Source organism: Streptomyces erythrochromogenes (assembly GCF_036170895.1).
Taxonomy (GTDB): Bacteria; Actinomycetota; Actinomycetes; order Streptomycetales; family Streptomycetaceae; genus Streptomyces; species Streptomyces erythrochromogenes.
In genome coordinates this window covers 4,557,034-4,582,520 of sequence record NZ_CP108036.1, presented here as the reverse complement: position 1 = coordinate 4,582,520, position 25,487 = coordinate 4,557,034, and the positions used below count along the sequence as shown (strand labels likewise).

Sequence of the window (25,487 nt, the reverse complement as noted above, 5' to 3'; positions counted from 1 at the left end):
CGGCCCGGCGGGTCGACGGCTACGGCTATCGCCGGGCTCGCTGGGCCTCGCGGATCCTCCGCAGGCGGTTGACGGTGCCCGGGGCGTGGGCCAGGGCACGCGGGTCGTCCATGAGGGCGTTGAGCAGCTGGTAGTAGCGGACGGGGGTCATCCCCAGTCCTTCCCGTATGGCCCGTTCCTTGGCTCCGGGCCCCGGCCAGGTGCGTCCCTCGTACGCGAGCACCGCGGCCTCCGTGGCCGTCAGCTGCCCCTCGTCCGTCATACCGCCAGATTAACGCCGCCGTCTGACAGGCGGCGGCGTGGTCAGCCCTTGTCCGCCGCGCGCGCCGAGGTGGCGATCTCCTCCAGCAGCTTGGCGGGCTGTCCGCCGGGCTGGACGGCCGTGCCGATCTTCTGCTTGATGTCCTCGCTGACGCCCGCCCAGGACTTCTTGCCGACCGGGTAGAGCCGCGAGCTGGGCAGCGCCGCCAGGAAGGGCTTCAGCTGGGCCGCCGAACCGTTCGTGGCGGCCTGCTTGGCCTGGTAGCCGCTGGTGGTGGCGGGCAGCAGGTCGTACTTCTCGGTGAAGGCCGTCACGTTCTTGGGCTGGTACAGGTAGTCCAGGAACTTGCCGGACTGCTCGCGGTGGCCGTTCTTGAAGGCCATCACCCAGTCCGCGACGCCCATCGCCGGCTGCGGGGAGCCGTCGGACGTCGGCAGCGGCACCATGCCGTACTTCACGCCCTTGGCCTCGGCCTGCTTCATCAGCGTCGGGTGGCCGTTGAGCATGCCGACCTCGCCCTTGGCGAAGGCCTCGAAGGCGGCCTGGCGGTCCAGCTTGCCGGGCTCGACGGGCCCGACGAGCTGCTGCCCGACCATCTTGTCCCGCAGGAACTCCAGCGACTTGATGTTGTCGGCGGAGTCGATGGAGTAGCCCTCTTCGTTGTCGGTGTAGCCGCCACCGCCCGCGAGCATCCACATCATCGTCTCGGCCTGCGCCTCCTCGCGGCCCAGCGGCAGCGCGAAGGGGACGGGCACGCCCGCGCCCTTGAGCTTCTTCGCCGCGGCCTCCAGGTCGGCCCAGCTCTTCGGCTGCCAGCCCTTGCCGTCCTTGCCGGTCACGCCCGCGTCGGCCAGCAGCTTCTCGTTGTAGAAGAGCAGCCGGGTGCTGGAGACGAAGGGCATGCCGTACTGGGTCTGCTTGACCTTCCCGGCGTCCGCGAGCGGGGCGAGGAAGTCGGCCTCGGTCTTCACCGAGAGCAGCTCGGCCGTGGAGTACAGCTTGCCGGCGGCGGCGTAGTCGGCGTAGGCGCCGATCTGCGCGATGTCGGGGGCCTTGCCGGCCTTGACCATCTCGGCGACCTTGGCGTCGACCTCGGACCACGAGTAGACGCTGACCTCGACCTTGACGTCGGGGTGGTCCTTCTGGAAGCCCTCGGCGAGGCCCTTCCAGTAGGCCGCCGAGGAGTTCTGCGGATTGTCCCCGTAGTCGGCCGCCACGACCCGCAGGGTCACCTCGTTGTCTCCGGTGAGTCCGCCGATGGCTCCGCAGCCCGTCAGCGTCACGGCGGTCAGGCACAGCGCGGCGCCGGACGCGGCCAGGCTCTGGTAACGGCCCTTCACAGGTATCGATCCACCCCTTGTTGTACGTACGATCCACGTAAGGTCTACACCACTTTGGCGGCTCGTCCACATCAGGCCCCCCACCAGGGCGCCCGATTTGTATGGTCACTCAACAATCCCCCTCAATGGACTAGACCTTTCCCCGCCGAGCACGCGAGACTGTCTCTGTGAAACCCGTGAAACACGTCATCGCCCTCGATGTGGGCGGCACCGGGATAAAAGCCGCCCTCATCGCCGAAGGGGGGCACCACCCAGCGGTAGCTGGGGGAGGCACCCTGCTGCACGAAGCGCGCCGCGCCACCGGCCGCGAGCGGGGCCCCGACGCCGTCGTCGAGACGATCCAGGACTTCGCCGCCGAGCTCCTCGCCACCGGGCGGGAACGCTTCGGACGGGCCGCCTCGGCCGCCGGCGTCGCCGTCCCGGGCATCGTCGACGCCGACAACGGAATCGCCGTCTACGCGGCGAACCTCGGCTGGCGCGACGTACCGCTGCGCGCGCTGCTCACCGGGCGCCTCGGCGGGATCCCCGTGGCCCTCGGCCACGACGTGCGCACGGGCGGGCTCGCCGAAGGCCGCATCGGCGCCGGCCGGGGCGCCGACCGCTTCCTCTTCGTCCCGCTCGGCACCGGCATCGCCGGCGCCATCGGCATCGCCGGCCGCATCGAGGCCGGCGCCCACGGGTACGCGGGCGAGATCGGGCACATCGTGGTCCGCCCCGGCGGCCCCGACTGCGGCTGCGGCCAGCGCGGCTGCCTGGAGACACTCGCCTCCGCCGCGGCCGTCAGCCGAGCCTGGGCGGCCGCCTCCGGCGACCCCGGGGCCGACGCCGCCGACTGCGCCAAGGCCGTCGAATCGGGTGACGCGCGCGCCCGCGAGGTCTGGCTGGCCGCCGTAGGAGCCCTCGCCGACGGGCTGGTCACCGCGATCACCCTGCTGGACCCGCGCACGCTGATCATCGGTGGGGGGCTCGCCGAGGCGGGGGAAACCTTGTTCACACCACTACGGAAGGCCGTGGAGGAGCGCGTGACGTTCCAGCGGCTCCCCCACATCGTGCCGGCGGCCCTCGGGGACACCGCCGGCTGCCTGGGCGCAGGGCTGCTCGCCTGGGACCTACTCGCCACGGAGGTACCGGCCTGATGTCCGGAAGCGCACACAGCACTGTTCTCTCCGGCGCCAGGGTGGTGCTGCCCACCGGGACCGTGGCGGGCGGCCGGGTCATCGTCGACGGCGGCCGCATCGCCGGCAGCGCCCGCGAGGGCGCCGAGATCGTCGACCTGACCGGGCACTGGATCGTCCCCGGCTTCGTCGACATGCACAACCACGGTGGCGGCGGCGCCTCGTTCACCTCCGGCACCGCCGAGGACGTCCTCCGGGGCGTGCGCACCCACCGCGCGCACGGCACCACCACCCTGGTCGCCTCCACCGTCACCGGGGACCTCGACGAACTCGCCCGGCGGGCCGGGCTGCTGGCCGAGCTGACCCAACAGGGCGAGATCGCCGGCATCCACTTCGAGGGGCCGTTCATCAACGCCTGCCGCAAGGGCGCCCACAAGGAGGACCTGCTCCGCGACCCCGACCCGGCCGAGGTCCGCAAGCTCATCGACGCGGCCCACGGCGCCGCCCGCATGTTCACCCTGGCCACCGAACTGCCGGGCGGCCTGGACTCCGTACGGCTGCTGGCCGAGCACGGCGTCATCGCCGCGATCGGGCACACCGACGCCTCGTACGAGCAGACGCGCGCCGCCATCGATGCGGGCGCGACCGTGGCCACCCACCTCTTCAACGCGATGCCCGCGCTCGCGCACCGCGAACCCGGCCCGATCGCCGCCCTCCTGGAGGACGAGCGGATCACCGTCGAGCTCATCAACGACGGCACCCACCTGCACCCCGCCGCCCTCGAACTGGCCTTCCACCACGCGGGCGCACACCGCGTGGCACTGATCACCGACGCCATGGACGCGGCCGGCTTCGGCGACGGGACCTACCACCTCGGTCCGCTGGAGGTCGAGGTCAAGGGCGGTGTGGCCCGCCTCGTCGAGGGCGGTTCCATCGCCGGCTCGACGCTCACCCTCGACACCGCCTTCAAGCGCTCGGTGACCCTCGACAAGCTGCCGGTGGAGTCCGTGGTCCAGGCGATCTCCGCCAACCCGGCCAAGCTGATCGGCCTGTACGACGAGATCGGCTCGCTGGAGCCCGGCAAGTACGCGGACCTCGTCGTCCTGGACGCCGCCTTCGACGTCAAGGGCGTCATGCGGCGCGGCGAATGGATCGTCAGCCCGGCCCTCTGAGGGTCCTCCTGACGGCCGAGCGGCTGGACGGGACGAGGCGGCCGGCCCGTGGGACCGGGCCGACCGCCTCGCCCCCGGCTACCGCTGGGAGGTACCCCCTGGCATGATCCCGGCAGCAACAGACCCGGGGGTGCCCATGATCCTGACCGTGACGCTCAACACCGCACTCGACGTCACGTACCGCGTGCCGCGGCTGCTTCCGCACGCCTCGCACCGGGTCACCGCCGTGACCGAACGGCCCGGCGGCAAGGGGCTCAACGTCGCCCGCGTCCTCGCCGCGCTCGGCCACAAGGTCACGGCGACGGGCTTCGCCGGCGGCCCGGTCGGCTCCGTCGTACGGAGCGCGCTGGCCGCCTCCCCCGGGGTGGTGGACGCCCTGGTCCCCTGCGGGGGCGCCTCGCGCCGCACCCTGGCCGTGGTCGACGAAGCCTCCGGCGACACCACGCAGTTCAACGAGCCGGGCCCGCTGATCACGCCCGCGGAGTGGTCGCGGTTCCTCGCGCACTACGAGGAGCTCGTGTCCGGGGTACGGGCGGTGGCCCTGTGCGGCAGCCTCCCGCCGGGCGTGCCCGTGGGCGCGTACGCGGTGCTCGTACGGACGGCCCGCGCGGCCGGAGTCCCCGTCCTGCTGGACACCAGCGGCGAGGCCCTGCGCCGCGGGGTCGCCGCCCGCCCCGAGATCATCAAGCCGAACGCCGCCGAGCTGGCCGAGCTCACCGGCTCCCGCGACCCGCTCCCCGCCAGCCGCGACGCCCGCCGCCGCGGCGCGCACGCGGTGGTCACCTCGCTGGGACCGGCCGGCCTGCTGGCCGCCACCGCCCAGGGCACCTGGCAGGCGGCCCCGCCGCGCCCGCTGTCCGGCAACCCCACCGGAGCAGGCGACTCCGTCGTCGCCGGCCTGCTGTCCGCCCTGGCGGAGGGCCTGGACTGGCCGGACCGTCTCACCCGCGCGGTCGCCCTCTCGGCAGCCACGGTCCTGGCCCCGGTGGCGGGAGAGTTCGACCCCGGCGTCTACGAGGAACTGCGGCAGACCGTCCGCGTGAGGAACGGCAACTGACGCGGCAAACGCTTCTGGCCCTGCCGCTCGAGCGGCAGGGCCAGAAGCGTTCAGCGGGTCTCGGTCAGCGCTTGGTGTGGCCCGAGGCCAGCTCCAGCTGGTCGAAGATCACGTCGCACTGGTTGCCGGGCTCGCACGAGATCTTCATCGCGTTCGAGCCCTTCTTGAGGGTGATCCACGCGTAGGTGCGCGTCCAGCCCTTGTCCCAGGCGCCGTCGGCCGCCTTGGCGAAGTTGGCCAGGTTCAGCCCCTGGGTCGGGGTCTGCCCGTTGACCGTGAGGGTCGCCTTGCCGTCCTTGCCGGGGACGCCGTAGTTGACGAACAGCGTGTAGTCGCCCGCCTCCGGCACGTCCACCGTCCAGGTGAGGGCCGCACCGGGCTGGTTGAAGCCCGCGACGTACTGACCGCCCGAGCTCTTCGAACCCGGCACCGTGCTGTCCAGCTTCGCACCGCCGGTCAGCACCATGCCCGCACCGGCCGCCTCGCCCTTCGGCAGCGGGGCCTGCGAGGGCTTCGTGCTCGGGGTCGGGCTCGCCGGGTCCTTCGGGGCCGCCGACTGCTGGCCGCCGTTCGCGGTGTCGTTGCCCTTGTCCTCGGCCTTGCCCTTGTCGCCGAACGCGAGGGCCGCACCGATGCCGATCACGACCGCGCCGACCACCGCGACGGCCGCGATCAGCAGGCCGCGCCGACTGGAGCCACCGCCACCGTGGCCGCCGTGACCGCCGGCCTGCCCGATCGTCTGGGTCTGGTGCTGCGGGGACTGGGGCTGCTGCGGAACGCCGTAGCCGCCCGCCTGGAGCGCCTCGGGGGCCTGGTACTGGGCCTGGTAACCGGGGCTCTGCTGCTGCGGGACGGGGCCGCGCTGGCCGCCGTTCCTGCGGTCGCCGACCGTACGCACCTGGTGGTGCGAGGTACGGGGGACACCGGGCTGTGCACCGGGGTGACCGCCGACCGCCCCGCCGGGGTAGCCGTACCCGCCGCCCGACGCGGGCGGGGTGGCTCCGGCCGCCTGGCCATCCTCGTAGAGGTAGCCGAACGGATCGTCGTCCTCGGGCTTGTTCGCCCCACCGTGCGGACCGTTGTTCGCGGGCGTCGTCATCGCAGGTCACTCCTTTCGACCCCCGGGAGCCTACCCCGAACAGGTGCACACACGGGTGACGGACCGCCTCAGCCCGCCCGGCGGTGTGCCTTGGAGCGGGACCTCTTCTCGATGTACATCCGCTGGTCGGCGGAGCGCAGCACCTCGTCCGCGGACATGCCGCAGCTGGCCCAGCCGATGCCGAAACTCGCGCCTACACGCACCGCACGGCCGTCCACGCGGATCGGCGGGATGATCGCGTTGCGCAGCCGGACGGCGAGGTCCGCGGCGTCGGCGGCACCGAGGCCGTCGGCCAGCACGACGAATTCGTCACCACCCAGCCGGGCGACGGTGTCACCGTCCCTGACGCCCGTCGTCAGCCGCCGGGCGACCTCGATCAGGACCGCGTCGCCCGTGTGGTGCCCGAACCGGTCGTTGATCGACTTGAAGCCGTCGAGGTCGCAGAAGAGCACCGCCAGCCCCTTCGTCCCGTCGTCGACGTCGGCCGCGGGGGCCACCGTGTGCACGTGGTGGTCGTACGGTCCGTCCGTCGGGGCGGTCGGCGCCCCGGGGAAGTCGAAGGGGTCCGATGCGGCGTACCGGTCGGGGCCGTCGGGCTGAAACCCGTGCTCGCCCGCACCACCCGCCTCCACCCGCACCTCGTGCCCGTCGTGCCCGCCGTGCACCTCGCGCCCCTCGTAGGCCGCGTCCAGGGCCTCGATGGCGCTGGCCCGCGCGGACTGCGGCCTGCGGCACAGCCGCGCGCCGAGCCGGGCCCGCAGCTCGGCGCTGTTGGGCAGCCCGGTCAGCGAGTCGTGGCTGGCCCGGTGGGCGAGCTGGAGCTCGTGGCGCTTGCGCTCCTCGATGTCCTCGACGTGCGTGAGCAGGAAGCGCGGCCCGTCGGCGGCGTCCGCCACGACGGAGTTGCGCAGCGAGACCCATACGTACGTGCCGTCCCGGCGGCCCAGGCGCAGCTCGGCGCGGCCCCCCTCGGCGGAGGTGCGCAGCAGGGTGCCGATGTCCTCGGGGTGGACCAGGTCGGAGAAGGAGTAGCGGCGCAGCACGGAGGCGGGGCGGCCGAGCAGCCGGCACAGCGCGTCGTTGGTACGCAGCAGCCGGCCGTGCTGGTCACCGCCCATCTCGGCGATGGCCATGCCGCTGGGCGCGTACTCGAAGGCCTGGCGGAACGACTCTTCACTGGCGCGGAGCGCCTGCTGCTCGCGTTCCAGCCGGACGAGGGCGCGCTGCATGTTCGCGCGGAGCCTGGCATTGCTGATCGCAATCGCCGCCTGGAAGGCGTACATCTGGAGCGCTTCGCGGCCCCAGGCACCGGGCCGGCGGCCGTTGCGCGGTCTGTCCACCGAAATGACACCCAGAAGTTCCCCGCCGGACGCATACATGGGTGCATAGAGCCGGTCCTCGGGGTGCCACTCGTCCTCGAAGCGCGGATCGGGGCCGTCGGTGTGCCACTGGGGGACGTCGTCCTCCAGCAGGACCCAGCCCTCCGTGTGCGGGATGAAGCGGAGCCCGTCCCAGCACTCACCCATCGTCAGACGGCGCTCCCAGGAGGCGCGGGAGCCCACGCGACCGGTGATGAGGGCTTCCGCGGCGGGGTCGCCCGCGAAGGCGGCGACGACGAGATCCCCGTCGGGGCGAACGAGGTTGACACAGGCGAGCTCATAGCCGAGGCCCACGACGATGCCGTCCACGACGGTCTGCAGAGTGTCCGCCAGGCTCCGGGCCGTGTTGAGATCGGCCACCACCCGGTGCAGCTGCCGCAGGGTCGCAAGACGGACGTACGGCTCCGACTCGGTCTCCATTGCTCGCTCTCCCCGAGACCTCGACAGCAACTCCAGGTTTGTCATCGGCGTTTCGTTGCGGTGTCCCGTCCACTGAATCACAGTGAGCTGTGCGGCAGGTACACAGGGTCAACAAATCTTGCCCTCTGTGACTCAAGTCACATGAGATGAATAACGGTACGCGCTGGAACGGTTCGGACTGGGAGCGCTCCCCCGCCTTCTCGTGAGCAAACGATACGCCCGGGCCTAGGCCGAGGGGCGGGGGCACGACTCGGACCAGGGCCCGATGTGCCGCACGGGAGGGCGGGATTAGCGTTCAAGGGTGCTGAAGACGACCCCCGTACCCGCCCCGCCCGACACGAGCCCCCATGCTGAGGGGGTGAGCAATGACGAGTTCCGCGCCGCGATGTCCCGGCTGACCGCGGGCGTGTGCCTGATCACCGCACACGAGGCCCCGCTGACGGCCGGCGGGCCGCGCGGCGAGGACGTCGGCATGACGGCGACCGCCTTCATGTCCGTGTCCCTCGACCCGCCCCTGGTCCTGGTGAGCCTGCGCGAGGGCTCCCGCATGGACGACCTGCTGGCGGAGCAGCCGCTGTGGGCGGTCTCCGTCCTCGCCGACCACCAGCTCCAGATCGCGGGCCGCTTCGCGATGAAGGGCCGCATCAGCGACCGGCTGCTCTTCGCCGACCTCCCGTACGTACGCGGCGAGGCCTCCGGCGCGCCCCTGCTGAGCGGCGCCCTCGCCACCCTGGAGTGCCGTACGGAGAACCGCGTCGAGGCGGGCGACCACACCCTGGTGATCGGCCGCGTCCTGACGGCCGCCCTGCCCTCCCCGGACTCCCCGCCGCTGACGCACTTCCGCGGGCGCTATCGGCACCTGGGCTGATCCGCAGGCCGTGCTCCCGCCGCGGCTACCAGTCCCGGCCGGTCCGGCCCCGCTTGGTCTCGGCCCGCGCCTTCTTCTCCCGCAGCCGCCGCTCGTTGATCCCGCGCGGGATCTTCGTCGCGCGGCGCTGCTTGGGCGGCGGCGCCGTCGCCTCGGCCAGCAGCGAGGCCAGCCGGACCAGCGCCATCTCCCGGTTGCGCAGCTGCGACCGGTGCTCGGAGGCCCGTACGGTCACCACCCCGCCCACCAGCCGGCCGGCGAGGCGCTCCAGCGCCCGCTCCTTCCAGACCTCGGGCAGCGCCTTGGTCGCCGCCAGGTCGAACAGCAGCTCCACGCGCGAGTCCGAGGTGTTCACGTGCTGCCCGCCGGGCCCGGAGGACCGCGAGAAACGCCAGGAGAGCTCCCCCTCGGGGAGCGCGACCGAACCGCGGATGACATAGGGACCAGGCATACCCCCTATGATCCGTGCCCGCCCGGCCCGCGTCACCCGCATTTGTCGTCATCCGGAATTCAGGACGGGAACCCGACCGGCCTCTCGTCGCGTTATAGAGGTCAGCGGTACCTTGACCGCCTGTACGTGCATGTTGGATGAGGAAAGGGACATTCCCATGGCTGTCAGCCTGTCCAAGGGCGGCAACGTCTCGCTCACGAAGGAGGCCCCGGGCCTCGCTGCCGTCACGGTCGGTCTCGGCTGGGACGTCCGTACGACCACCGGTGTCGACTTCGACCTCGACGCCTCGGCCATCGCCGTCAACCCGATGGGCAAGGTCGTCTCCGACGGCCACTTCGTCTTCTTCAACAACAAGTCCACCCCGGACCAGACCATCGTCCACACCGGTGACAACCGCACCGGCGAGGGCGCGGGCGACGACGAGGCCATCAACGTGAACCTCGCCGGCCTGCCCGCCGACGTGGACAAGATCGTCTTCCCGGTCTCCATCTACGACGCCGAGAGCCGCAGCCAGAACTTCGGCCAGGTCCGCAACGCCTACATCCGCGTCGTGAACCAGGCCGGCGGCGCCGAGATCGCCCGCTACGACCTCTCCGAGGACGCGGCGACCGAGACCGCCATGGTCTTCGGCGAGCTCTACCGCAACGGCGCCGAGTGGAAGTTCCGCGCGGTCGGCCAGGGCTACGCCTCCGGCCTCACCGGCATCGCCCAGGACTTCGGCGTCAACGTCTGAGTCCGCACGGTCCGGCGCTGACGGACACCAGCGCGGGCGAAGCCCCCTCCCGGCCGTCCGGGGAGGGGGCTTCGCTACCGTTCCACAGGTGATCCTCCAACCCCTGGTCCCCGTGGACGGCGCCCTCCCGGGCCCGGTCCTGACCGAGATCGCCGCCCTCTACTCGACCAACCACGCGTTCTTCGAACTCGGCGGCGACTTCCCCGACCCGAACCGCATCACGGTCGAACAGGTCGCGGCCTCCCTCGCCGACGAACTCGCCCACGACAGCGCGGAGATCCTCCTCGCCCGCAGCGCGGGCCGCCTCGTCGGCCTCGCCGCCACCCTGGACCGCAACCCGGCCGCCGCCCCCGGCGACGACGACCCGTGGATCGGGCTGCTGCTCATCGACGCCACCGCGCACCGCGAGGGGTACGGCCGCGCCGTGGCCACCCTGGTCGAGGACCGCTTCCGCGCCGCCGGACGCACCGGCGTACAGATCGCCGTACTGGACAACAACCCCAAGGGCCTGGCCTTCTGGCAGTCCCAGGGGTACTCCCCCGTGCGCCGCGCCAAGGACCGCGAACTGGGCCGCGACTGCACGGTGCTGCGCAAGCCACTCGACGCGGCGTAACCGGGACGGCAGTCCTACTTCGGGCGGTCCTTCCCGTACAGCCAGACGTCCCAGACCTGCTTCAGGTCGTGGCCCGTCCTCTCCTGCGCGTAGGCGGTGAAGTCGGCCGTACTCGCGTTGCCGTACCGGTGGTCGGCCGCCCAGCCGCGCACCAGGGCGAAGAACTTCTCGTCGCCGACCTCCTGCCGGATCCGGTGCAGGACCATCGCGCCGCGCTGGTACACCGGGCTCGCGGAGATGTCCTCCGGCCCGGGCGGGTCGGCCGGCGGGAAGGCCTCCCAGCCGGAGTCGGCCGCCGCGTCGACCTCCGTGTCACCGGCCAGGAGGGCGTCGAAGTGCTGCTGCGCCGTGGGCCCGCCGTGGTCCTCGTCCCACAGCCACTCGGCGTAGGTCGCGAAGCCCTCGTTGAGCCACATGTCCTTCCAGGTCTTCGGCGACACCGAGTTGCCGAACCACTGGTGGGCCAGCTCGTGCAGCACCAGCGCCTCGTCCTCGGGCGCACCCGGGTACACCGGCTTGGTCTGCGTCTCCAGCGCGTAGGCGAGGGTCCCGGCCGGCAGCACGACCGCACCCGCCGTACCGAAGGGGTAGGGGCCGAACCGGCCGCTGCCCCACTCGACCATCTCCGGCAGCCGCGCGAGCGACCGCTCGCTCGCCGCCGCCTCCTCGGGCGACACCGCGTTGTAGACGGACACCCCCGAAGGCGTCTTCCCGGTGGTCACCTTGTACGGGCCGACGACGGCGGTCGCCAGATAGCTGGCCATCGGCTCCGGACTGTGCCACGCGAAGCGCGTGCGCCCGCCGGTGACTTCGGTGCGGGAACGCAACTCCCCGTTCGACACGGCCTCGTAGCCGCGCGGGACGGTGATCGTGATGTCGTACGCGGCCTTGTCGCTCGGGTGGTGGTTGCCGGGGAACCAGGTCATCGAGCCGACGGGCTCGCCGACGCCTACGGCGCCGTCCTCACCGGTGATCCAGCCCTCCCTGGAGCCGTCCGCGTCCGTGAGGGCCTTCGGCCTGCCGCTGTAGGCGACCTCCGTGCGGAAGACCTGGCCCTTCTTCAGGTCGTCCGCCGGGCGCACGGTCAACTCGTTGCCGGTCCGGTTGAACCGGGCCCCCTCACCGTCGACGTCCACGCCCTCGACGCGCAGGCCGCTCAGATCGAGGTTGAAGGAACTGAGCCCCTGCCGGGCACGCGCGGTGATGACGGCCCTGCCGTGCAACACCCCGTCCGCGGGGTCGTAGTCCAGGTCCAGCCCGTAGTGCTCGACCTCGTAGCCGCCATTGCCGGCCTTGGGGAAGTACGGATCGCGCAGCCCCGACGCACCCGGCCGCCCCTGCACCGGGCCCCCCGTGCACGCCGTGGTGACGGCGAGCAGGGCGGCGACGGCAGGAGCGGCGAGGCGGGGAAGTACGCGGTGGTCCACACACTCGATCCTAAGCGGGCAAAGCGCGCGATTTACTTGCCCAGCGCGTCCACGCCGGCCTTGGCGAACTTCTCGTCCAGGTCGCCGCTCGGGGCGCCGGCCACGCCGATGCCGGCGACGGGGGCGCCGTTCGCCTGGACCGGGGTGCCGCCACCGAGGAAGAGGGTGCCGGGGATGTCCTTCAGGTTCGGGGTCTGGGCCAGACGGCCCACGAGCACGGAGGTCGGGGCGTTCCAGGACACGGCGGTGAAGGCCTTGCGCTGCGCCGACTCGTAGGACTGCGGGCCTGCGCCGTCGCCGCGCAGGGTGACGATGGTGTTGCCGTTGCGGTCCACCACCGCGACGGTCACCTTCTGGTTCTCCGCCGCGGCGGCCCGGAGGGCGGCCTGGGCGGCGCGGGTGGCGGCGTCGACGGTCAGGTGGGTCGTCGTGGTGAAGTCCTTGTCGCTCGGGCCGTCCTTCTTCCCCGGGACGGCGGCGGCCTGGGCGGTGGTGGCGGCGGGGCTCGCGCTGGCGCTCACGGCACCGAAGGCTCCGGCGCCCAGGGCGACGGCGAGGACGGTACCGGTGAGAACGCGGGTGCGGGTCTTCATCTCTGCTGCTCCTGAGAACGGTGGCACGGTGACGGCATCGGGTCGGTCCGGGCCGGTCGGGCCGGCTCCTTCACTGCTCCAAGCCTGTGGCCCGGGCCCCCGCCACCCCGTCCCCGTACCGGCTCGCCCCGCCCACCGCACCGGCTGACCCGGGGGTCAACCGATCGGCCGATGCGCTTCGCCTCCGGCGCGGTATTTCCTGGTCGGACCCGAGGCGATCCAGCCGCGCCGACCCCGGGGCCCGGCGCGGAGCCCCGCCCTTTCAGCATCGCCGGCGCGGGGCCCGGGGGCGGAGCCCCGGGAGCGGCGCCGCACCTGCCGCCCCCACCGCCACGCGCCGCGGGCAACCGGCGCCGCAGCCGACAATGGACGCATGCCCCCGACCGAGGAGCACCCCGTGACACCCGCCCCGCCGCGCGACGACACCCGCACGCTGGCGACGGTCGCCCACACCGCGTTCTTCCTGCTCCTCGGCGCCTCCGTGGCCCGCTTCCTGCTGCGCCACCCCGGCGAACCCCGCACCCCGTGGGTCATCGCCCTCAGCGTCACCCTGGCCCTGCTCTACGTACTCGGCCCCGCACTCGGCGCCGCCCCCACCCGCCGCCGCCTCCTCTGGCTCGGCCTGGTCGTCACCACCTGGGTGGTCCTCGTCGTCCTCGCGCCCAGCTTCGCCTGGTGCGCCGTACCGCTCTTCTTCACCGCCCTGCGCACCCTCCCGCCACGCGCCGCCATCGTCCTGGTGGCCCTCCTCACCGCCTTCGTCGTGACGGCCCAGCTCCAGCTGTCCAAGTCCTTCGACCCCAACCTGCTGCTGGCCCCGCCCGCCGTCGCCGCCCTCGCCACCGCCGTCTTCGTCCACATGGAACGCCAGGCCCAGGCCCAGCGGGCCCTGATCGACGACCTGATCCGGACCCGCCGGGAGCTGGCCGCCACGGAACGCCGCGAAGGCACCCTCGCCGAACGCCAGCGGCTGTCCATGGAGATCCACGACACCCTCGCCCAGAACCTGTCCAGCCAGCAGATGCTGCTCCAGGCCGCGGACCGCACCTGGGACACCGACCCCGCCACCGCCCGCGGGCACGTCCGTACCGCCACCGGCATCGCCGCACACGGCCTCGCCGAGGCCCGCCGACTGGTCCACGACCTGGCCCCCTCCGAGCTCGCCGACGGCGCCGGCCTCGCCGAAGCCCTGCGCTCCCTCGACGCCGGACCCGACATCGAGGTCCGCTTCCACCTCGAAGGCGTCCCCGCCCCGCTCCCGGACCGCGTCCAGTCGGCCCTGCTGCGCATAGCCCAGGGCGCCCTCGCGAACGTCCGGGAGCACTCGGGCGCCCGTACGGCCGCACTCACCCTGAGCTTCCTCGGGGACCAGGTGGTGCTCGACATCGCCGACGACGGCCACGGCTTCTCCGAGCCCCGCACCGACGCCGACGGGCGCGGGCACGGCCTCCCGGCGATGCGGGCCCGCGTCCGCCAGCTGGGCGGCACCCTGACCATCGAATCCACGCCGGGCGAGGGCACCGTCCTCTCCGCGGCCATTCCCCTGGAGCCCGCTCCATGACGACGATCCTGCTCTGCGACGACCACGTGGTGGTCCGCGCCGGCCTGTTGGCCCTCCTCGGCAGCGAGCCCGACATCGAGGTCCTCGGCGAGGCCGGCAGCGGCGAGGAGGCGGTCGCCCTGGCCGCCAAGCTCCACCCCGACGTGGTCCTCATGGACCTCCAGCTCGGCGAGGGCATCGACGGCGTCGAGGCCACCCGCCGCATCACCGCGCTCCCGCAACCCCCGCACGTCCTGGTCCTCACCACCTACGACACGGACGCGGACATCACCCGGGCCATCGGCGCGGGCGCCACCGGCTACCTCCTGAAGGCCGAACGCCCCGAGGAGCTCTTCGCCGCCATCCACTCCGCCGCCCAGGGCCGCACCACCCTCTCCGCACCGGTCGCCAGCCGCGTCATGGCCCACATGCGCGGCAGCCGCCCCACCCTGACCGACCGCGAACTGGACATCCTCGGGCAGCTGGCCCGCGGCCTCGGCAACCGCGACATCGCCCGCGCCCTGTTCATCAGCGAGGCCACGGTCAAGACCCACCTGGGGCGGATCTACGACAAGCTCGGCGTCGACACCCGCGCGGGCGCCGTATCGGTCGCGAAGGAACAGCGCCTCCTCCCCTCCTGACGACCGGGGTGGGGACCCGCACGTACCCGTGACACCATCGGGTACGTGCTCGACATCGGCTACTCCCTCTCCCGGCGCTTCCCCGACCCCCCGCAGACCGACTACCGCTCGGCGGACGTCCACACGCTGCGCCACGACCTGTTCTGCGGGGACGTGTACCTCGCCGACACCAACTCGGACCGGGAAGTATCCACAGCCTGGGGATGGGTGCCCGTGCTGGACTTCGCCTGGGCGCTGTGCGACATCGTCGAGCAGCTCGACCGGGACCCGCGCGGCAGCCGCTCCGCCAACCGCCAGTACGCCGAGCTCGACTTCACCGAGTCCACGGACCGCATGCTCTTCGAGCGCCGCTTCGGCTGGGTCGACGTCGAGGCCGACTGGATGCCGGCCGAGGAGGCCCCGCTGACCTTCAGCCACCGGCTGCTGCGCCGCGAGGCCCGCGACTTCCTGCACGACCTGCTCGCGGACCTGATCGACATGCACGACGGCCTCGGCGACAACCCGGCCATCTGGACCCTCCAGGCCCGTTTCCCGCGCGTCCCGGCGTAGTCAGAGCCGTCCTCCGGTCAGATCCGCCAGTCGGTCAGGGCCGTCAGCCGGTCAGAGCCGTCAGCCGCCGGACAGGAACTCCCGGAACACCTGCGCGGAGCGCGGGTTCTGCCCGCACTGCCACACGCCGTGCGGGCAGTAGTCGGTGATGCTGTGGTAGAGCGGCTCGTGCTCGGCGAACCACGCCAGCATGCCCCGCACGTACTCGGGATTGTCGCCGCGGCGGAACAGGCCCCATTCGGGGTAGGAGATCCGCTTGCCGTGCGCCTTGGCGAAATCGACCTGCTGCTGGAGCCCGTAGGGCTGGGTGACCTGCTCGTCGAAGGTACGGCCGGGCTCCTGGTCGTAGGAGTCCATGCCGACGACGTCGACCACGTCGTCACCGGGATAGCAGCGCGTCCAGGCGATCGCGTCACCCCCGCGGTTGGGGGCGTAGTCGAACCGGAACCGCTGCCCCTGCACCGACCGCATGGCGGCCACGATGCGCCGCCAGTACGTCTTCCAGTTCTCGGGGTCGGGACGGCAGCGGTGGGCGTAGTCGAAACCGTTCATCTCCCAGCCGAGAACGATCACCGTGTCCGGCACCCCGAGGTCGACCAGCCGCCCGGCCAGCCGCCGGAAGTGGTGGTCGTTCGCACCCCGGGCGCCGGCGCGGATCAGCTCCGCGACCCGTGCGTCGGGGACGCCGGCCTCGTTGCGCTCCTGCATGGGCACGTTCAGGACGAAGAGCCGGTCGGCCCTCTCCTTGCGCCACCGCGCCCAGGTGCGCAGGGAATCCGGGGCCCCCTCGATGTTCGCCCAGGTGTCGCCGGGGAGGTACGTGTGCCCGGCGCGCAGCTCGGTACCGCCGAGCCAGCGCGAGAGCTCCGCCATCCGCTCGACGCCGGGCGAGCCGTAGTGCAGGTAGGCGCCCACGGCCGTCCCGGCGGCCCCCTCGCCGCCCCCGGCGCCTTGCCGCGCCGGCCGCGGCCCGGGGCCGCCGACCGCGAGGAGCAGGGCGACGGCGACCGTACTGGCGCCGGCGCCGACCAGCCATCGGATCCGGCGGCTCCGGTGGGACATGACACCTCCACAGGCCTCGTGCACCGGTGTGTCTGCCAGCACGTTAGGCACCCGCCCCGGCATCCCGCCCGTCGGGACACCGACGGCTCGGCCATTCGCCACAGCCACCCGCGCCCGCCCCGCCCCCGCAACGGCACCGCGCCCGAACCACGGACACCCCGCCTACGGCACCACGCGCACCCCCAGCTGGGAAGCGAGCGCCGGAGCCAGGTCGAACAGCTGCGCCGGGCTGATCACCGCCCCGGCCAGCGCGTCCACCCCCCGCGCGATCTCCAGTACGGCGGCCTCCCGCAGATCCACGTCCGCCATCCGGACCCCGCTGAAGTCCACCCCGCGCAGCGCGCAGTCCCGGAACTCCACCCGTTCCAGCACCGCGCCCCCGAAGTCCGGCTCCACCAGCACGCACCCCTCGAAGACCACGTCACGCAGCCGCGCCTTCCGCAGGTTCAGGTAATCGATCTTGCCGCCCCGGACCACCACCCGCTCCAGCCCGGCCCCGTGCAACTGCACCCCGCCCAGGCGCGCGTCCACCAGCTCCACGTCCCGCAGCGAGGCCCCCGACAGGTCGGTCCCCACCCCGCGGACCCCTTCCAGCACCGAATCCAGGATCCGCGCCTTCGCCAGCCCCGCTTCGTCCAGCGCGCAGCGCCGCACCGCGCAGTCCATGAACCGGGCCCCCACCCCTTCCTGCCCCGCCAGGTCCAGGTCCGCGAACTCCAGCCCGTCGTAGTCCCCGTCCGGCTCCAGCTCCCGCCCGTCCCAGGGCGCCAGCTCCGGGAGCCGCAGCTCCGGTCTCCGCGCCGCCTTCACCGACTGCTGCCGCCCGCTTCGCACCATGCCCCCATCGTGACCGACCGCACTGACAACGGCCCGCGCCCTTGACCTCAACCGAACTCCAGGTCGCAGCCTGGGTCCATGCCCACCGACACGCACGCCACCATGAACGCGGTCCGCCTCCACGCCTTCGGCCCCGCCGAGAACCTCACCCACGAACGCACCGCCGTCCCCGTCCCCGCCCCCGGCCAGGTCCGCATCGCCGTCGCCGCCGCCGGCGTCCACCTCCTCGACACCAGCCTCCGCCAAGGCATCCAGGGACCGCCCGCCCCGCTCCCCGAGCTCCCGACCGTCCCCGGCCGCGAGGTCGCCGGCACCGTCGACGCCCTCGGCCCCGGCACCGACCCCGCCTGGCTCGGCCGCGACGTCGTCGTCCACCTCGGCTTCGCCCCCGGCGGCTACGCCGAGTACGCCGTCGCCGACGCGGCCCGGCTGCACCCCGTACCCGACGGCCTCGACGCCGCCCGGGCAGTCGCCATGATCGGGACCGGCCGCACCGCCCTCGGGATCCTCCAGTTCGCCGACCTCGGACCCGGCTCCGTCGCCCTCGTCCCCGCCGCCGCCGGCGGCATCGGCACCCTGCTCGTCCAGTACGCGAAGAACGCCGGCGCCACCGTCGTCGCCCTCGCCGGCGGAGCCGCCAAGACCGCCGTCGCCGCCGCGAACGGCGCCGACCTCGCCCTCGACTACACCGACCCCGCCTGGCCCGAAGCCGTCCGCGCCCGCCACCCCGACGGCGCCACCGTCCTCTTCGACTCCGTCGGCGGAGCGACCGCCCGCGCCGCGCTCGGCCTGCTCGCACCCGGCGGCCGGCACCTCGTCTTCGGCTGGTCCGGCGGCCCCCTCGACCTCACCGACGCCGAACGCGCCGACCTCACCGCCCGCGGCATCACCACCCGGGGCGTACTGGGCCCCGCCATGCTCCAGCGGGCCGGCGGCGAAGACCCCCTGCGCCTCCTGGAGACCCGCGCCCTCGCCGAGGCCGCCGCCGGCCGCCTCCGCCCCGCCCTGACCCGCTACCCCCTAGCCCGAGCCGCCGAAGCCCACCACGACCTGGAGACCCGTGCCACCACGGGCAAGGTCGTCCTCGAACCCTGACCGCTGGCCCCGGCCTACGCCCGGCCGAGCGCGGCCAGCGCACCGTCTGTCAGCCGGTACACCGACCACTCCTCCTGCGGCCGCGCGCCCAGGGCCTCGTAGAAGGCGATGGTCGGCGCGTTCCACTTCAGCACCGACCACTCCAGCCGCTCGTAGCCGCGCTCGACGCACGTACGCGCCAGCTCCGCCAGCAGTGCCTTGCCGTGGCCGCCACCGCGCACGCCCGGCCGTACGTACAGGTCCTCCAGGTAGATGCCGTGCACACCGCGCCACGTGGAGAAGGACAGGAACCACACCGAGAAGCCGACCGCCTCCCCCTCGTCCGTCTCCGCGACGTGCGCGAACACCGCAGGGCGCTCGCCGAACAGCGCCTCCCGCAACTGCTCTTCGGTTGCCCGCGCCTCGTGCGGCACCTTCTCGTACTCCGCGAGCTCACGGATCATCGCGTGGATGACGGGGACATCGGCGGCTTCGGCGTTACGGATCATGCCCGCAGCCTAGGGCGGATCACCGCCCCAGCAGCAGCTGTGCCACCGCCAACTGCTCGTCGTCCAGCCGCTCTTCGCCGTCCTCCACGTCCCACAGGCAGTTCTGCAGCACCCGGCCCAGCGTCCAGGCCCGCGCCCGCTCCCGGTCCAGCCCGGCCGCCTCCGTCAGCAGGTCGAACCGCCACCGCACGTCCTCCGCACGGAAGTTGTTGATGATCGCCGGCATCAGGTCGAAGCCGGGATCGCCGGCCAGCGGCTTCGGGTCGATCGCCAGCCAGGGCTCCCGGCCGCCCGCGAGCACGTTCTCGTAGTGCAGGTCCCAGTGCAGCAGCCGGTCCCCGGGCTCGCCCGCCACCTCCGCGACCGCGGCCGCGCAGTCCCGCAGCAGCCGCCGGTCCCGCTCGTCCACCAGCCGCTCCAGCGCCTGCGGCACCTCCTCCAGCATCGCCGCGGCCATGTCCCCGAGCCCGCGCAGCCCCGCCGGAGCGGGCACCGCCGTCAGCCGCGCCAGCAACTCCCCGATCACCCGCACCGCCTGCCGCGCATCGCGCCGCGCGAGGTCCGCCAGGTCGTGCCCCGCGTCCAGCCGCTCCAGCAGCAGCGTGCCGGTGTCCGCGTCGTGGTCCAGCAGCCGTACGCAGCCGTCCCCGTCCCAGGCGCGCAGCGCGACCGGCTCCCCCACGCACTCCTCGTCGAGCGCCACCAGCTTCAGCACGGCCCCGCTGCCGTCGGCCCGCTCCACCGGCAGCACCAGGGCCGTCACCCCGTGCATCACCGGCCCGGTGCGGCGCAACCCCCACCGCTCCAGGAACTCCGCCGCCCGCGCGGGCAACGCGGCGATGAACTCCCGTCCGGCATCGCCGTTGAACCCGACCTGCGCCTCGACCAGCCCGTCCGGAATCTCCGCGATCTCGACCATGGGTCGACGCTATCGCCCTGCGGTGTCGGCCTGGCCGACCGTTTCCGGGCGCTGCCCGGACCCGCGCCTCAAACGCCGGCGAGGCTGAAATGGTGCGGCCCTGTCGGACCGGTCGGCGCGGTGAGCCCGCCACCGGGCCCCTGCGGGGTGCCCTGCGGGCGGCTCGGCGGGATCGGAGCGGGGCCGCCACCGGGCCCCTGCGGGGTGCTCGGCCGGGCCCCTGCGGGGTGTTGGGCGGGGCGGGGTCGGTCCGTTCGGGGAGCGGGGCCGCCGCCGGGGTGTCTCCTCGGCTCGGCCGGGCCCCTGCGGGGTGTTGGGCGGGGCGGGGTCGGTCCGTTCGGGGAGTGGGGCCGCCGCCGGGCCCCTGCGGGGTGCTCGGCGGGGCGGGGTCGGTCCGTTCGGGGAGCGGGGCCGCCGCCGGGGTGTCTCCTCGGCTCGGCGCGTGCGGGGTGTCTCGGCCGTACCCGGTGGTCGCGCGCTCGTCCTGCGGGGACACCCCGCCACGTCCCCACTCCCCTCGGCCCCGGACACGCAAAGGGGATCCCTGGCACTTCCGGAGCGCTGCCGTGGGGTGGGGACACGCAGGAGGGTCCCCGCAGGACGAGCGCGCAACCCAGGCCGCCCGGCCGCGACACACCCGCACGCGCCGAGCCGAGGAGACCCTCGTGCGGGGCACCACCCCACCCCCACACACCGCCAAGCCCCCGCAGGGGCACCCCACCCCGAACACCGCCAAGCCCCCCGCAGGGGCACCGCAGGGCAACCGTCATCCGGCAAACCGTCGGGCCCCGCCGCGCGACATCCCGTCCCTGGCACGCCGTGAGGGAAAGGGTGTAGCAACTCCCCCATGACGATCAACGGCGGCATTTCCTTCTGGTACGCGACCGACCACGGCACCACCCCGGCCACCCCACCCCGCACGCCCCTCACCGCCCACACCACGGCCGACGTCGTCATCGTCGGCGGCGGCTACACCGGCCTGTGGACCGCCTACTACATGAAGCAGGCCGCCCCCGACCTGCGCGTCACCGTCCTGGAGCAGAAGTTCTGCGGCTACGGCGCCTCCGGCCGCAACGGCGGCTGGCTCTACAACGGCATCGCCGGCCGCGACCGCTACGCCGCCCTCCACGGCCGGCAGGCCGCCCGGCGCCTCCAGCAGGCCATGAACGCCACCGTCACCGAGGTCATCGACGTCGCCGCCAAGGAGGGCATCGACGCCGGCATCCACCGCGGCGGCGTCCTCGAAGTCGCCCGTACCCCGGCCCAGCTCGGCCGCCTCAAGGCCTTCCACGCCGCGGAGCTCGCCTTCGGCGAGACCGACCGCGAGCTCCACGACGCCGCCGCCACCCGCACGCGCATCGACATCGCCGACGCCGTCGGCTCCAGCTGGAGCCCGCACGGCGCCCGCATCCACCCCCTCAAGCTGCTCAGGGGCCTGGCCGAGGCCTGCGAACGCCTCGGCGTGGTGATCCACGAATCCACCCCGGTAACGGAGATCTCCGCGGGGAAGGCGGTCACCCCCTACGGCACGGTCCGCGCCCCGCACGTCCTTCGCTGCACGGAGGGCTTCACCGCCGCCCTCAAGGGCCAGAAGCGGTCGTGGCTCCCGATGAACTCCTCGATGATCGCGACCGCCCCGCTGCCCGCCGAGACCTGGGCGCAGCTCGGCTGGTCGGGCCGGGAGGTCCTGGGCGACATGGCCCACGCGTACATGTACGCGCAGCGGACCGCCGACGACCGGATCGCGATCGGCGGGCGCGGGGTCCCGTACCGCTTCGGCTCGCGCACCGACAACGACGGCCGCACCCAGCCGGCCACCGTCGACTCCCTCCGCGACCTCCTCTTCTCCTTCTTCCCGGTCCTCGCCGGTACGGAGATCACCCACGCCTGGTCGGGCGTCCTCGGCGTGCCGCGCGACTGGTGCGCCACCGTCACCCTGGACCGCACCACGGGCGTGGGCTGGGCGGGCGGGTACGTCGGCTCGGGCGTCGCCACCGCCAACCTGGCCGGCCGCACCCTGCGCGACCTGGTCCTCGGCGAGTCCACCGAGCTGACCACCCTGCCGTGGGTGAACCACCGCGTCCGCCGCTGGGAGCCGGAGCCCTTGCGCTGGCTCGGCGTGCAGGCCCTCTACGCCGCCTACCGCGAGGCGGACCGCCGGGAGGCGGCCACCCACACCCCGACGACGGCCCCCCTGGCCCGCCTGGCCGACCGCATCTCGGGCCGCCACTGACGGAGCCCGAAAACGCCGGAAGGCCCCGGACGATCGCCCGGGGCCTTCCACTGCCGGAGCCCCCTGTCGGATTCGAACCGACGACCTACGCATTACAAGTGCGTTGCTCTGGCCGGACTGAGCTAAGGAGGCACGGAACACCCGCCGAGTACTGCGAGCGAAGCCGCCATCACTCTACACAGCGCGCGAATCCCCCTGCCATCACATTCGCCGGCCCTCCACTGGGTACCCCGTGGCCGCCACCGCTCCCGCCACGACCCCGGGGTCCGCCTCCGGGTTCAGGGCCCCGACCACGTCACCCGTGAGGGGGCGCAGGGCGAACACGTGACGGATCGCGTCCAGGTCCACGGACCGCTCGTGGTAGTCCTCGGCGAAGTCGCGGTAGGCCTCCGGGGTGCCCGCCGCGAGCACCTCGAAGAGGTCCCGGGCACCGTCGCCGTAGCCGCCGGGCCCCTCGGGGATCTCCACCGGTCCCGTGCGCCAGGCCCCGTCCGCCGCCTCCCGCCAGAACACCACCGTGACCCGCGGGACGGGTCCGTCGCCGTCGTCGTCGCAGAACGCCGGCTCCGTCACGTACGGGCGGAACACCTCGGGCACGTCGTCGACCAGCCCCGGCCAGACCTCGACGTCCTCGCCGCCCCACGGGCTCATCCGGGATTCGTGGGCGAAGCCGCGCGCGTACGCGCCCGCCGCCGAGAAGACGACGGCGTAGTCGTCGCCGGAGCCGTTGTCCATCAGGGCGACCTCCTCCGTCTCGGACCAGTCGGCGGCGTACGCGAAGAACGGGTCCCGGGGGTCCATCACCGCCTCCAGCACGGCCAGGGCCCGGCAGCGGTCCCGCAGGGCCGGGACGTCGGGGAGGACCGGGAGGATCTCGTACACGCTCATGGGCGCATCGAAGCAGGCCGCGCCGACAATCCCACACGGCCGCGGTGCTGACAGACGCCGTCGTGGGAGGTAGCGTCGGGCGGAGTCCGGTTTCTGGACTAGACCTTCCACTCGGATCGTCCGGCACGTTCCTGCCGGTAGAAGGGATTCATCACCATGGCTTCTGTCACCTTCGACAAGGCGACTCGTCTGTACCCGGGCGGCGACAAGCCCGCCGTCGACCAGCTGGAGCTGGAGATCGAGGACGGCGAGTTCCTCGTCCTCGTCGGCCCCTCCGGCTGCGGCAAGTCCACCTCGCTGCGCATGCTCGCCGGCCTGGAGGACGTCAACGGCGGCGCCATCCGCATCGGTGACCGCGACGTCACCCACCTGCCGCCCAAGGACCGGGACATCGCGATGGTGTTCCAGAACTACGCGCTCTACCCGCACATGACCGTCGCCGACAACATGGGCTTCGCGCTCAAGATCGCCGGCGAGGACAAGGCCACCATCCGCAGGAAGGTGGAGGACGCGGCGAAGATGCTCGACCTCACCCAGTACCTGGACCGCAAGCCGAAGGCGCTCTCCGGCGGCCAGCGCCAGCGCGTCGCCATGGGCCGCGCGATCGTGCGCAAGCCGCAGGTGTTCCTGATGGACGAGCCGCTGTCGAACCTCGACGCCAAGCTCCGCGTGTCGACGCGTACGCAGATCGCCGCCCTCCAGCGCGACCTCGGCATCACCACCGTCTACGTCACCCACGACCAGGTCGAGGCCATGACCATGGGCGACCGGGTGGCGGTGCTCAAGGACGGTCTGCTGCAGCAGGTCGACACCCCGCGCAACATGTACGACCGCCCCGCGAACCTCTTCGTCGCCGGCTTCATCGGCTCCCCGGCCATGAACCTGGTCGAGGTCCCGATCACCGACGGCGGCGTGAAGTTCGGCGACAGCGTCGTCCCGGTGTCGCGCGCCGCGCTGTCCACCGCGGCCGACGCGGGCGACCGCACCGTCACGGTCGGCGTCCGCCCGGAGCACTTCGACGTCGCCGAGACCGGCGGTCTGACCATCACGGTGAACGTCGTCGAGGAGCTCGGCGCCGACGGCTACGTCTACGGCTCCACCTCGGCCGCCGAGGGCTCGCAGGACCTCGTCGTCCGCGTGGGCGGCCGCCAGGTCCCGGAGAAGGGCTCCAGCCTGCACATCGTGCCGCGGGCCGACGAGATCCACGTCTTCTCGACCTCTTCCGGGCAGCGACTGTCCGACTAGTCGTACCGGCACGGAGGTTGGAGGGGCGTCCCGCCAAGGGGCGCCCCTCCGCCGTTCGTTGCCGGAGGACATCCCGCAGGAACCCCGGCAGACCGGGCCATTCGGGCGGGGTCGTCAACCCGGAATTCGAAAAGCCACGTCGAACCATCCCCCGACAGGGTGACTAAATGTCGCCAAATCTTCACCGAGCGCTACTCTCGCCCTCGTGACCCACACTGCCCGCCGTATCGGCCGTTCCCTCGCCCTGGTCCTGCCCGTCGTCCTGGTCCTGTCCGGGACCCTCGCGGTCACGATGGTCCCCTGGGCGGACACTTCCTCCTCCCAGCTCGTGACCGCTTCCGCCGAAGGCGTCTCCACGCCCGCGAAGCCACGCGCCGCCCACGAGGTCCTGCGCACGCAGCTCGTCGGCGAACTGCAGCAGGGCCAGGAGCCGGACGACGTCCTGACCCACCTCCAGCAGGAGGTGAACCGCCGGCCGTCGCTCGCCGAGCACTGCGTGGGGATCGCCCGGGCGCTCGGACGCGCCGCCGTCGAGGCGTACGGCCCGACGAAGGCCCAATCGTTCGCCCGCCCCGTCTGCGACACCTCGTACGCATCCGGCGTCGCCTCCATGGGCTGACACGCACCCCGTCCCTACGCTGGCCGCCATGACCGACGACCCCCGATCCGCCTCCTCCGCAGCCGCGTTCCCCGCCGCACCCACCCAGGCAGTCGTCCTGGCGGGCGGCCAGGGTTCGCGGCTGCGTCCGTACACCGACGACCGCCCCAAGCCGATGGTCGAGATCCCGGGGACCGGGCTGCCGATCATCGGGCACCAGCTGGCCTGGCTGGCGGCCGAGGGGGTCACCGACGCCGTCGTCTCGTGCGGGCACCTCGCCGGGGTGCTCCAGGAGTGGCTGGCCGAGGCGCCGTTGCCGCTGCGCGTGACCACGGTGGTCGAGGAGGAGCCGCTGGGGCGCGGCGGCGGACTGAAGTACGCCGCACGGCACCTCCCGGACCCCGAAGGGGCCTGGTACGCGACGAACGGCGACGTCTGGACCCGTTTCTCGCTCCGCGAGATGGCCGCCTTCCACGACGAGCGCGGGGCGGTCGCGACGCTCGCGCTGGCCCGGCCGCGGATCCCGTGGGGGGTGGTGGAGACCAACGAGTTCGGGCACGTACTGGACTTCATCGAGGCCCCGCTGTCGCCCTACCCGGTGAACGCCGGCGTGTACGTCTTCGGGCCCGAATTCGCCGCTCTGCTCCCGGATTTGGGGGACCACGAGCGCACCACCTTCCCGCGGCTGGCGCGGGAGCGGCGGCTGGCGGGCTTCCCGCTGCCCCAGGGCGCCTACTGGCGGGCGATCGACACGGCCAAGGACCTCACCGAGGCCGCACGGGAGTTGGCGGCGCAGAAGGGCCCCTGAGGCCCGCACGGACCTCGCGGCATCCTGCCTTCCGTACCCGGCGCTCCGCCTTCCG

The 25,487-nt window shown here is 73.1% G+C and carries 25 protein-coding genes, 1 tRNA gene and 1 pseudogene; 14 read left to right on the top strand and 13 right to left on the bottom strand.

Annotated elements, in window-relative coordinates:
• Positions 1 to 25: 25 nt before the first annotated feature.
• Positions 26 to 262 carry a DUF3263 domain-containing protein gene (locus tag OHA91_RS20900; RefSeq protein WP_030031449.1) on the bottom strand — a complete coding sequence of 79 codons (237 nt, stop codon included), beginning with the start codon at positions 260 to 262 and terminating at the stop codon, positions 26 to 28.
• A 41-nt stretch (positions 263 to 303) separates the two neighbouring features.
• Positions 304 to 1,602, bottom strand: a complete 1,299-nt coding sequence (locus OHA91_RS20895) for an ABC transporter substrate-binding protein (RefSeq protein ID WP_031158151.1) — start codon at positions 1,600 to 1,602, stop codon at positions 304 to 306.
• A 176-nt stretch (positions 1,603 to 1,778) separates the two neighbouring features.
• Here OHA91_RS20895 and OHA91_RS20890 point away from each other — a divergent pair, with 176 nt between their 5' ends.
• The 3 genes from OHA91_RS20890 to OHA91_RS20880 all read left to right on the top strand — a co-directional run bounded on the left by OHA91_RS20890 (position 1,779) and on the right by OHA91_RS20880 (position 4,946).
• Entirely contained in the window at positions 1,779 to 2,738 is a 960-nt protein-coding gene (locus OHA91_RS20890) for an ROK family protein (RefSeq protein ID WP_031158149.1), read from the top strand.
• Positions 2,738 to 3,889, top strand: coding sequence for an N-acetylglucosamine-6-phosphate deacetylase (gene nagA / locus OHA91_RS20885; RefSeq protein ID WP_031158146.1), 1,152 nt, complete (start codon positions 2,738 to 2,740; stop codon positions 3,887 to 3,889). Before OHA91_RS20890 ends, nagA begins: the two co-directional genes overlap by 1 nt.
• A gap of 136 nt (positions 3,890 to 4,025) precedes the next feature.
• On the top strand, positions 4,026 to 4,946 hold the full coding sequence (locus tag OHA91_RS20880; protein ID WP_328739736.1) for a 1-phosphofructokinase family hexose kinase: 921 nt from the start codon (positions 4,026 to 4,028) through the stop codon (positions 4,944 to 4,946).
• 64 nt (positions 4,947 to 5,010) lie between these two features.
• Here OHA91_RS20880 and OHA91_RS20875 read toward each other — a convergent pair whose 3' ends face one another.
• Together OHA91_RS20875 and cdgB are read right to left on the bottom strand one after the other, a co-directional pair.
• Entirely contained in the window at positions 5,011 to 6,045 is a 1,035-nt protein-coding gene (locus OHA91_RS20875; protein ID WP_031158143.1) for a CBM35 domain-containing protein, read from the bottom strand.
• A 68-nt stretch (positions 6,046 to 6,113) separates the two neighbouring features.
• Positions 6,114 to 7,844: a diguanylate cyclase CdgB gene (cdgB, locus tag OHA91_RS20870; protein ID WP_266500165.1), complete on the bottom strand. Its 1,731-nt coding sequence runs from the start codon at positions 7,842 to 7,844 to the stop codon at positions 6,114 to 6,116.
• Between the two features lie 301 nt (positions 7,845 to 8,145).
• Here cdgB and OHA91_RS20865 point away from each other — a divergent pair, with 301 nt between their 5' ends.
• On the top strand, positions 8,146 to 8,712 hold the full coding sequence (locus tag OHA91_RS20865) for a flavin reductase family protein (protein WP_078959655.1): 567 nt from the start codon (positions 8,146 to 8,148) through the stop codon (positions 8,710 to 8,712).
• Positions 8,713 to 8,737: 25 nt separating this feature from the next.
• On the opposite strand, the gene arfB is transcribed toward OHA91_RS20865, so the two are convergent.
• The gene (gene arfB, locus OHA91_RS20860) at positions 8,738 to 9,163 is read right to left on the bottom strand and encodes an alternative ribosome rescue aminoacyl-tRNA hydrolase ArfB (protein ID WP_031158137.1); all 426 of its coding nucleotides are present in this window, start codon (positions 9,161 to 9,163) and stop codon (positions 8,738 to 8,740) included.
• Between the two features lie 157 nt (positions 9,164 to 9,320).
• Here arfB and OHA91_RS20855 point away from each other — a divergent pair, with 157 nt between their 5' ends.
• Entirely contained in the window at positions 9,321 to 9,896 is a 576-nt protein-coding gene (locus OHA91_RS20855; RefSeq protein ID WP_031158135.1) for a TerD family protein, read from the top strand.
• A gap of 88 nt (positions 9,897 to 9,984) precedes the next feature.
• A complete protein-coding gene (locus tag OHA91_RS20850; protein ID WP_266500162.1) occupies positions 9,985 to 10,509 on the top strand; it encodes a GNAT family N-acetyltransferase in 525 nt (174 codons plus the stop codon).
• A 14-nt stretch (positions 10,510 to 10,523) separates the two neighbouring features.
• Here the strand turns inward: OHA91_RS20850 and OHA91_RS20845 are convergent, their stop codons facing one another.
• Positions 10,524 to 11,936, bottom strand: a complete 1,413-nt coding sequence (locus tag OHA91_RS20845; protein ID WP_266500159.1) for a M1 family metallopeptidase — start codon at positions 11,934 to 11,936, stop codon at positions 10,524 to 10,526.
• A gap of 32 nt (positions 11,937 to 11,968) precedes the next feature.
• Entirely contained in the window at positions 11,969 to 12,529 is a 561-nt protein-coding gene (locus OHA91_RS20840) for a GlcG/HbpS family heme-binding protein (protein WP_328739734.1), read from the bottom strand.
• Positions 12,530 to 12,902: 373 nt separating this feature from the next.
• Between OHA91_RS20840 and OHA91_RS20835 the strand changes: the two genes are divergently transcribed.
• From OHA91_RS20835 to OHA91_RS20825, 3 genes are read left to right on the top strand one after another with little or no spacing between them, the layout of a single operon-like run.
• Positions 12,903 to 14,090, top strand: a complete 1,188-nt coding sequence (locus OHA91_RS20835) for a sensor histidine kinase (RefSeq protein WP_266500157.1) — start codon at positions 12,903 to 12,905, stop codon at positions 14,088 to 14,090.
• Positions 14,087 to 14,710 (top strand): response regulator, encoded by a 624-nt coding sequence (locus OHA91_RS20830; RefSeq protein WP_030031022.1) that lies wholly within the window; start codon positions 14,087 to 14,089, stop codon positions 14,708 to 14,710. The genes OHA91_RS20835 and OHA91_RS20830 overlap by 4 nt, the downstream gene beginning before the upstream one ends.
• A 45-nt stretch (positions 14,711 to 14,755) precedes the next feature.
• Positions 14,756 to 15,259 carry a hypothetical protein gene (locus OHA91_RS20825; RefSeq protein ID WP_031158124.1) on the top strand — a complete coding sequence of 168 codons (504 nt, stop codon included), beginning with the start codon at positions 14,756 to 14,758 and terminating at the stop codon, positions 15,257 to 15,259.
• A gap of 66 nt (positions 15,260 to 15,325) precedes the next feature.
• Here OHA91_RS20825 and OHA91_RS20820 read toward each other — a convergent pair.
• A pseudogene (locus OHA91_RS20820) lies at positions 15,326 to 16,321 on the bottom strand (glycosyl hydrolase); the annotation flags it as partial.
• 162 nt (positions 16,322 to 16,483) lie between these two features.
• Positions 16,484 to 17,158 (bottom strand): pentapeptide repeat-containing protein, encoded by a 675-nt coding sequence (locus OHA91_RS20815; protein ID WP_078959653.1) that lies wholly within the window; start codon positions 17,156 to 17,158, stop codon positions 16,484 to 16,486.
• Between the two features lie 102 nt (positions 17,159 to 17,260).
• Between OHA91_RS20815 and OHA91_RS20810 the strand changes: the two genes are divergently transcribed.
• Positions 17,261 to 18,253, top strand: coding sequence for a zinc-binding dehydrogenase (locus OHA91_RS20810; RefSeq protein ID WP_266502579.1), 993 nt, complete (start codon positions 17,261 to 17,263; stop codon positions 18,251 to 18,253).
• 14 nt (positions 18,254 to 18,267) lie between these two features.
• Here the strand turns inward: OHA91_RS20810 and OHA91_RS20805 are convergent, their stop codons facing one another.
• Positions 18,268 to 18,741 carry a GNAT family N-acetyltransferase gene (locus OHA91_RS20805; protein WP_031158115.1) on the bottom strand — a complete coding sequence of 158 codons (474 nt, stop codon included), beginning with the start codon at positions 18,739 to 18,741 and terminating at the stop codon, positions 18,268 to 18,270.
• Between the two features lie 19 nt (positions 18,742 to 18,760).
• Positions 18,761 to 19,660: an aminoglycoside phosphotransferase family protein gene (locus OHA91_RS20800; RefSeq protein WP_328739733.1), complete on the bottom strand. Its 900-nt coding sequence runs from the start codon at positions 19,658 to 19,660 to the stop codon at positions 18,761 to 18,763.
• Between the two features lie 847 nt (positions 19,661 to 20,507).
• On the opposite strand from OHA91_RS20800, the gene OHA91_RS20795 reads away from it, so the two are divergent.
• Positions 20,508 to 21,893 (top strand): NAD(P)/FAD-dependent oxidoreductase, encoded by a 1,386-nt coding sequence (locus OHA91_RS20795; RefSeq protein WP_328739732.1) that lies wholly within the window; start codon positions 20,508 to 20,510, stop codon positions 21,891 to 21,893.
• 57 nt (positions 21,894 to 21,950) lie between these two features.
• Here OHA91_RS20795 and OHA91_RS20790 read toward each other — a convergent pair.
• Together OHA91_RS20790 and OHA91_RS20785 are read right to left on the bottom strand one after the other, a co-directional pair.
• A tRNA-Thr gene (locus tag OHA91_RS20790) sits at positions 21,951 to 22,025 on the bottom strand.
• Positions 22,026 to 22,094: 69 nt separating this feature from the next.
• Complete coding sequence (locus tag OHA91_RS20785) at positions 22,095 to 22,781, bottom strand: hypothetical protein (RefSeq protein ID WP_328739731.1); 687 nt, start codon at positions 22,779 to 22,781, stop codon at positions 22,095 to 22,097.
• Between the two features lie 156 nt (positions 22,782 to 22,937).
• On the opposite strand from OHA91_RS20785, the gene OHA91_RS20780 reads away from it, so the two are divergent.
• The 3 genes from OHA91_RS20780 to OHA91_RS20770 all read left to right on the top strand — a co-directional run bounded on the left by OHA91_RS20780 (position 22,938) and on the right by OHA91_RS20770 (position 25,432).
• The gene (locus tag OHA91_RS20780) at positions 22,938 to 24,026 is read left to right on the top strand and encodes an ABC transporter ATP-binding protein (protein WP_266500103.1); all 1,089 of its coding nucleotides are present in this window, start codon (positions 22,938 to 22,940) and stop codon (positions 24,024 to 24,026) included.
• Positions 24,027 to 24,231: 205 nt separating this feature from the next.
• The gene (locus OHA91_RS20775; protein WP_030771129.1) at positions 24,232 to 24,645 is read left to right on the top strand and encodes a hypothetical protein; all 414 of its coding nucleotides are present in this window, start codon (positions 24,232 to 24,234) and stop codon (positions 24,643 to 24,645) included.
• A gap of 28 nt (positions 24,646 to 24,673) precedes the next feature.
• Positions 24,674 to 25,432 carry a nucleotidyltransferase family protein gene (locus OHA91_RS20770; RefSeq protein WP_051893379.1) on the top strand — a complete coding sequence of 253 codons (759 nt, stop codon included), beginning with the start codon at positions 24,674 to 24,676 and terminating at the stop codon, positions 25,430 to 25,432.
• Positions 25,433 to 25,487 lie beyond the last annotated feature (55 nt).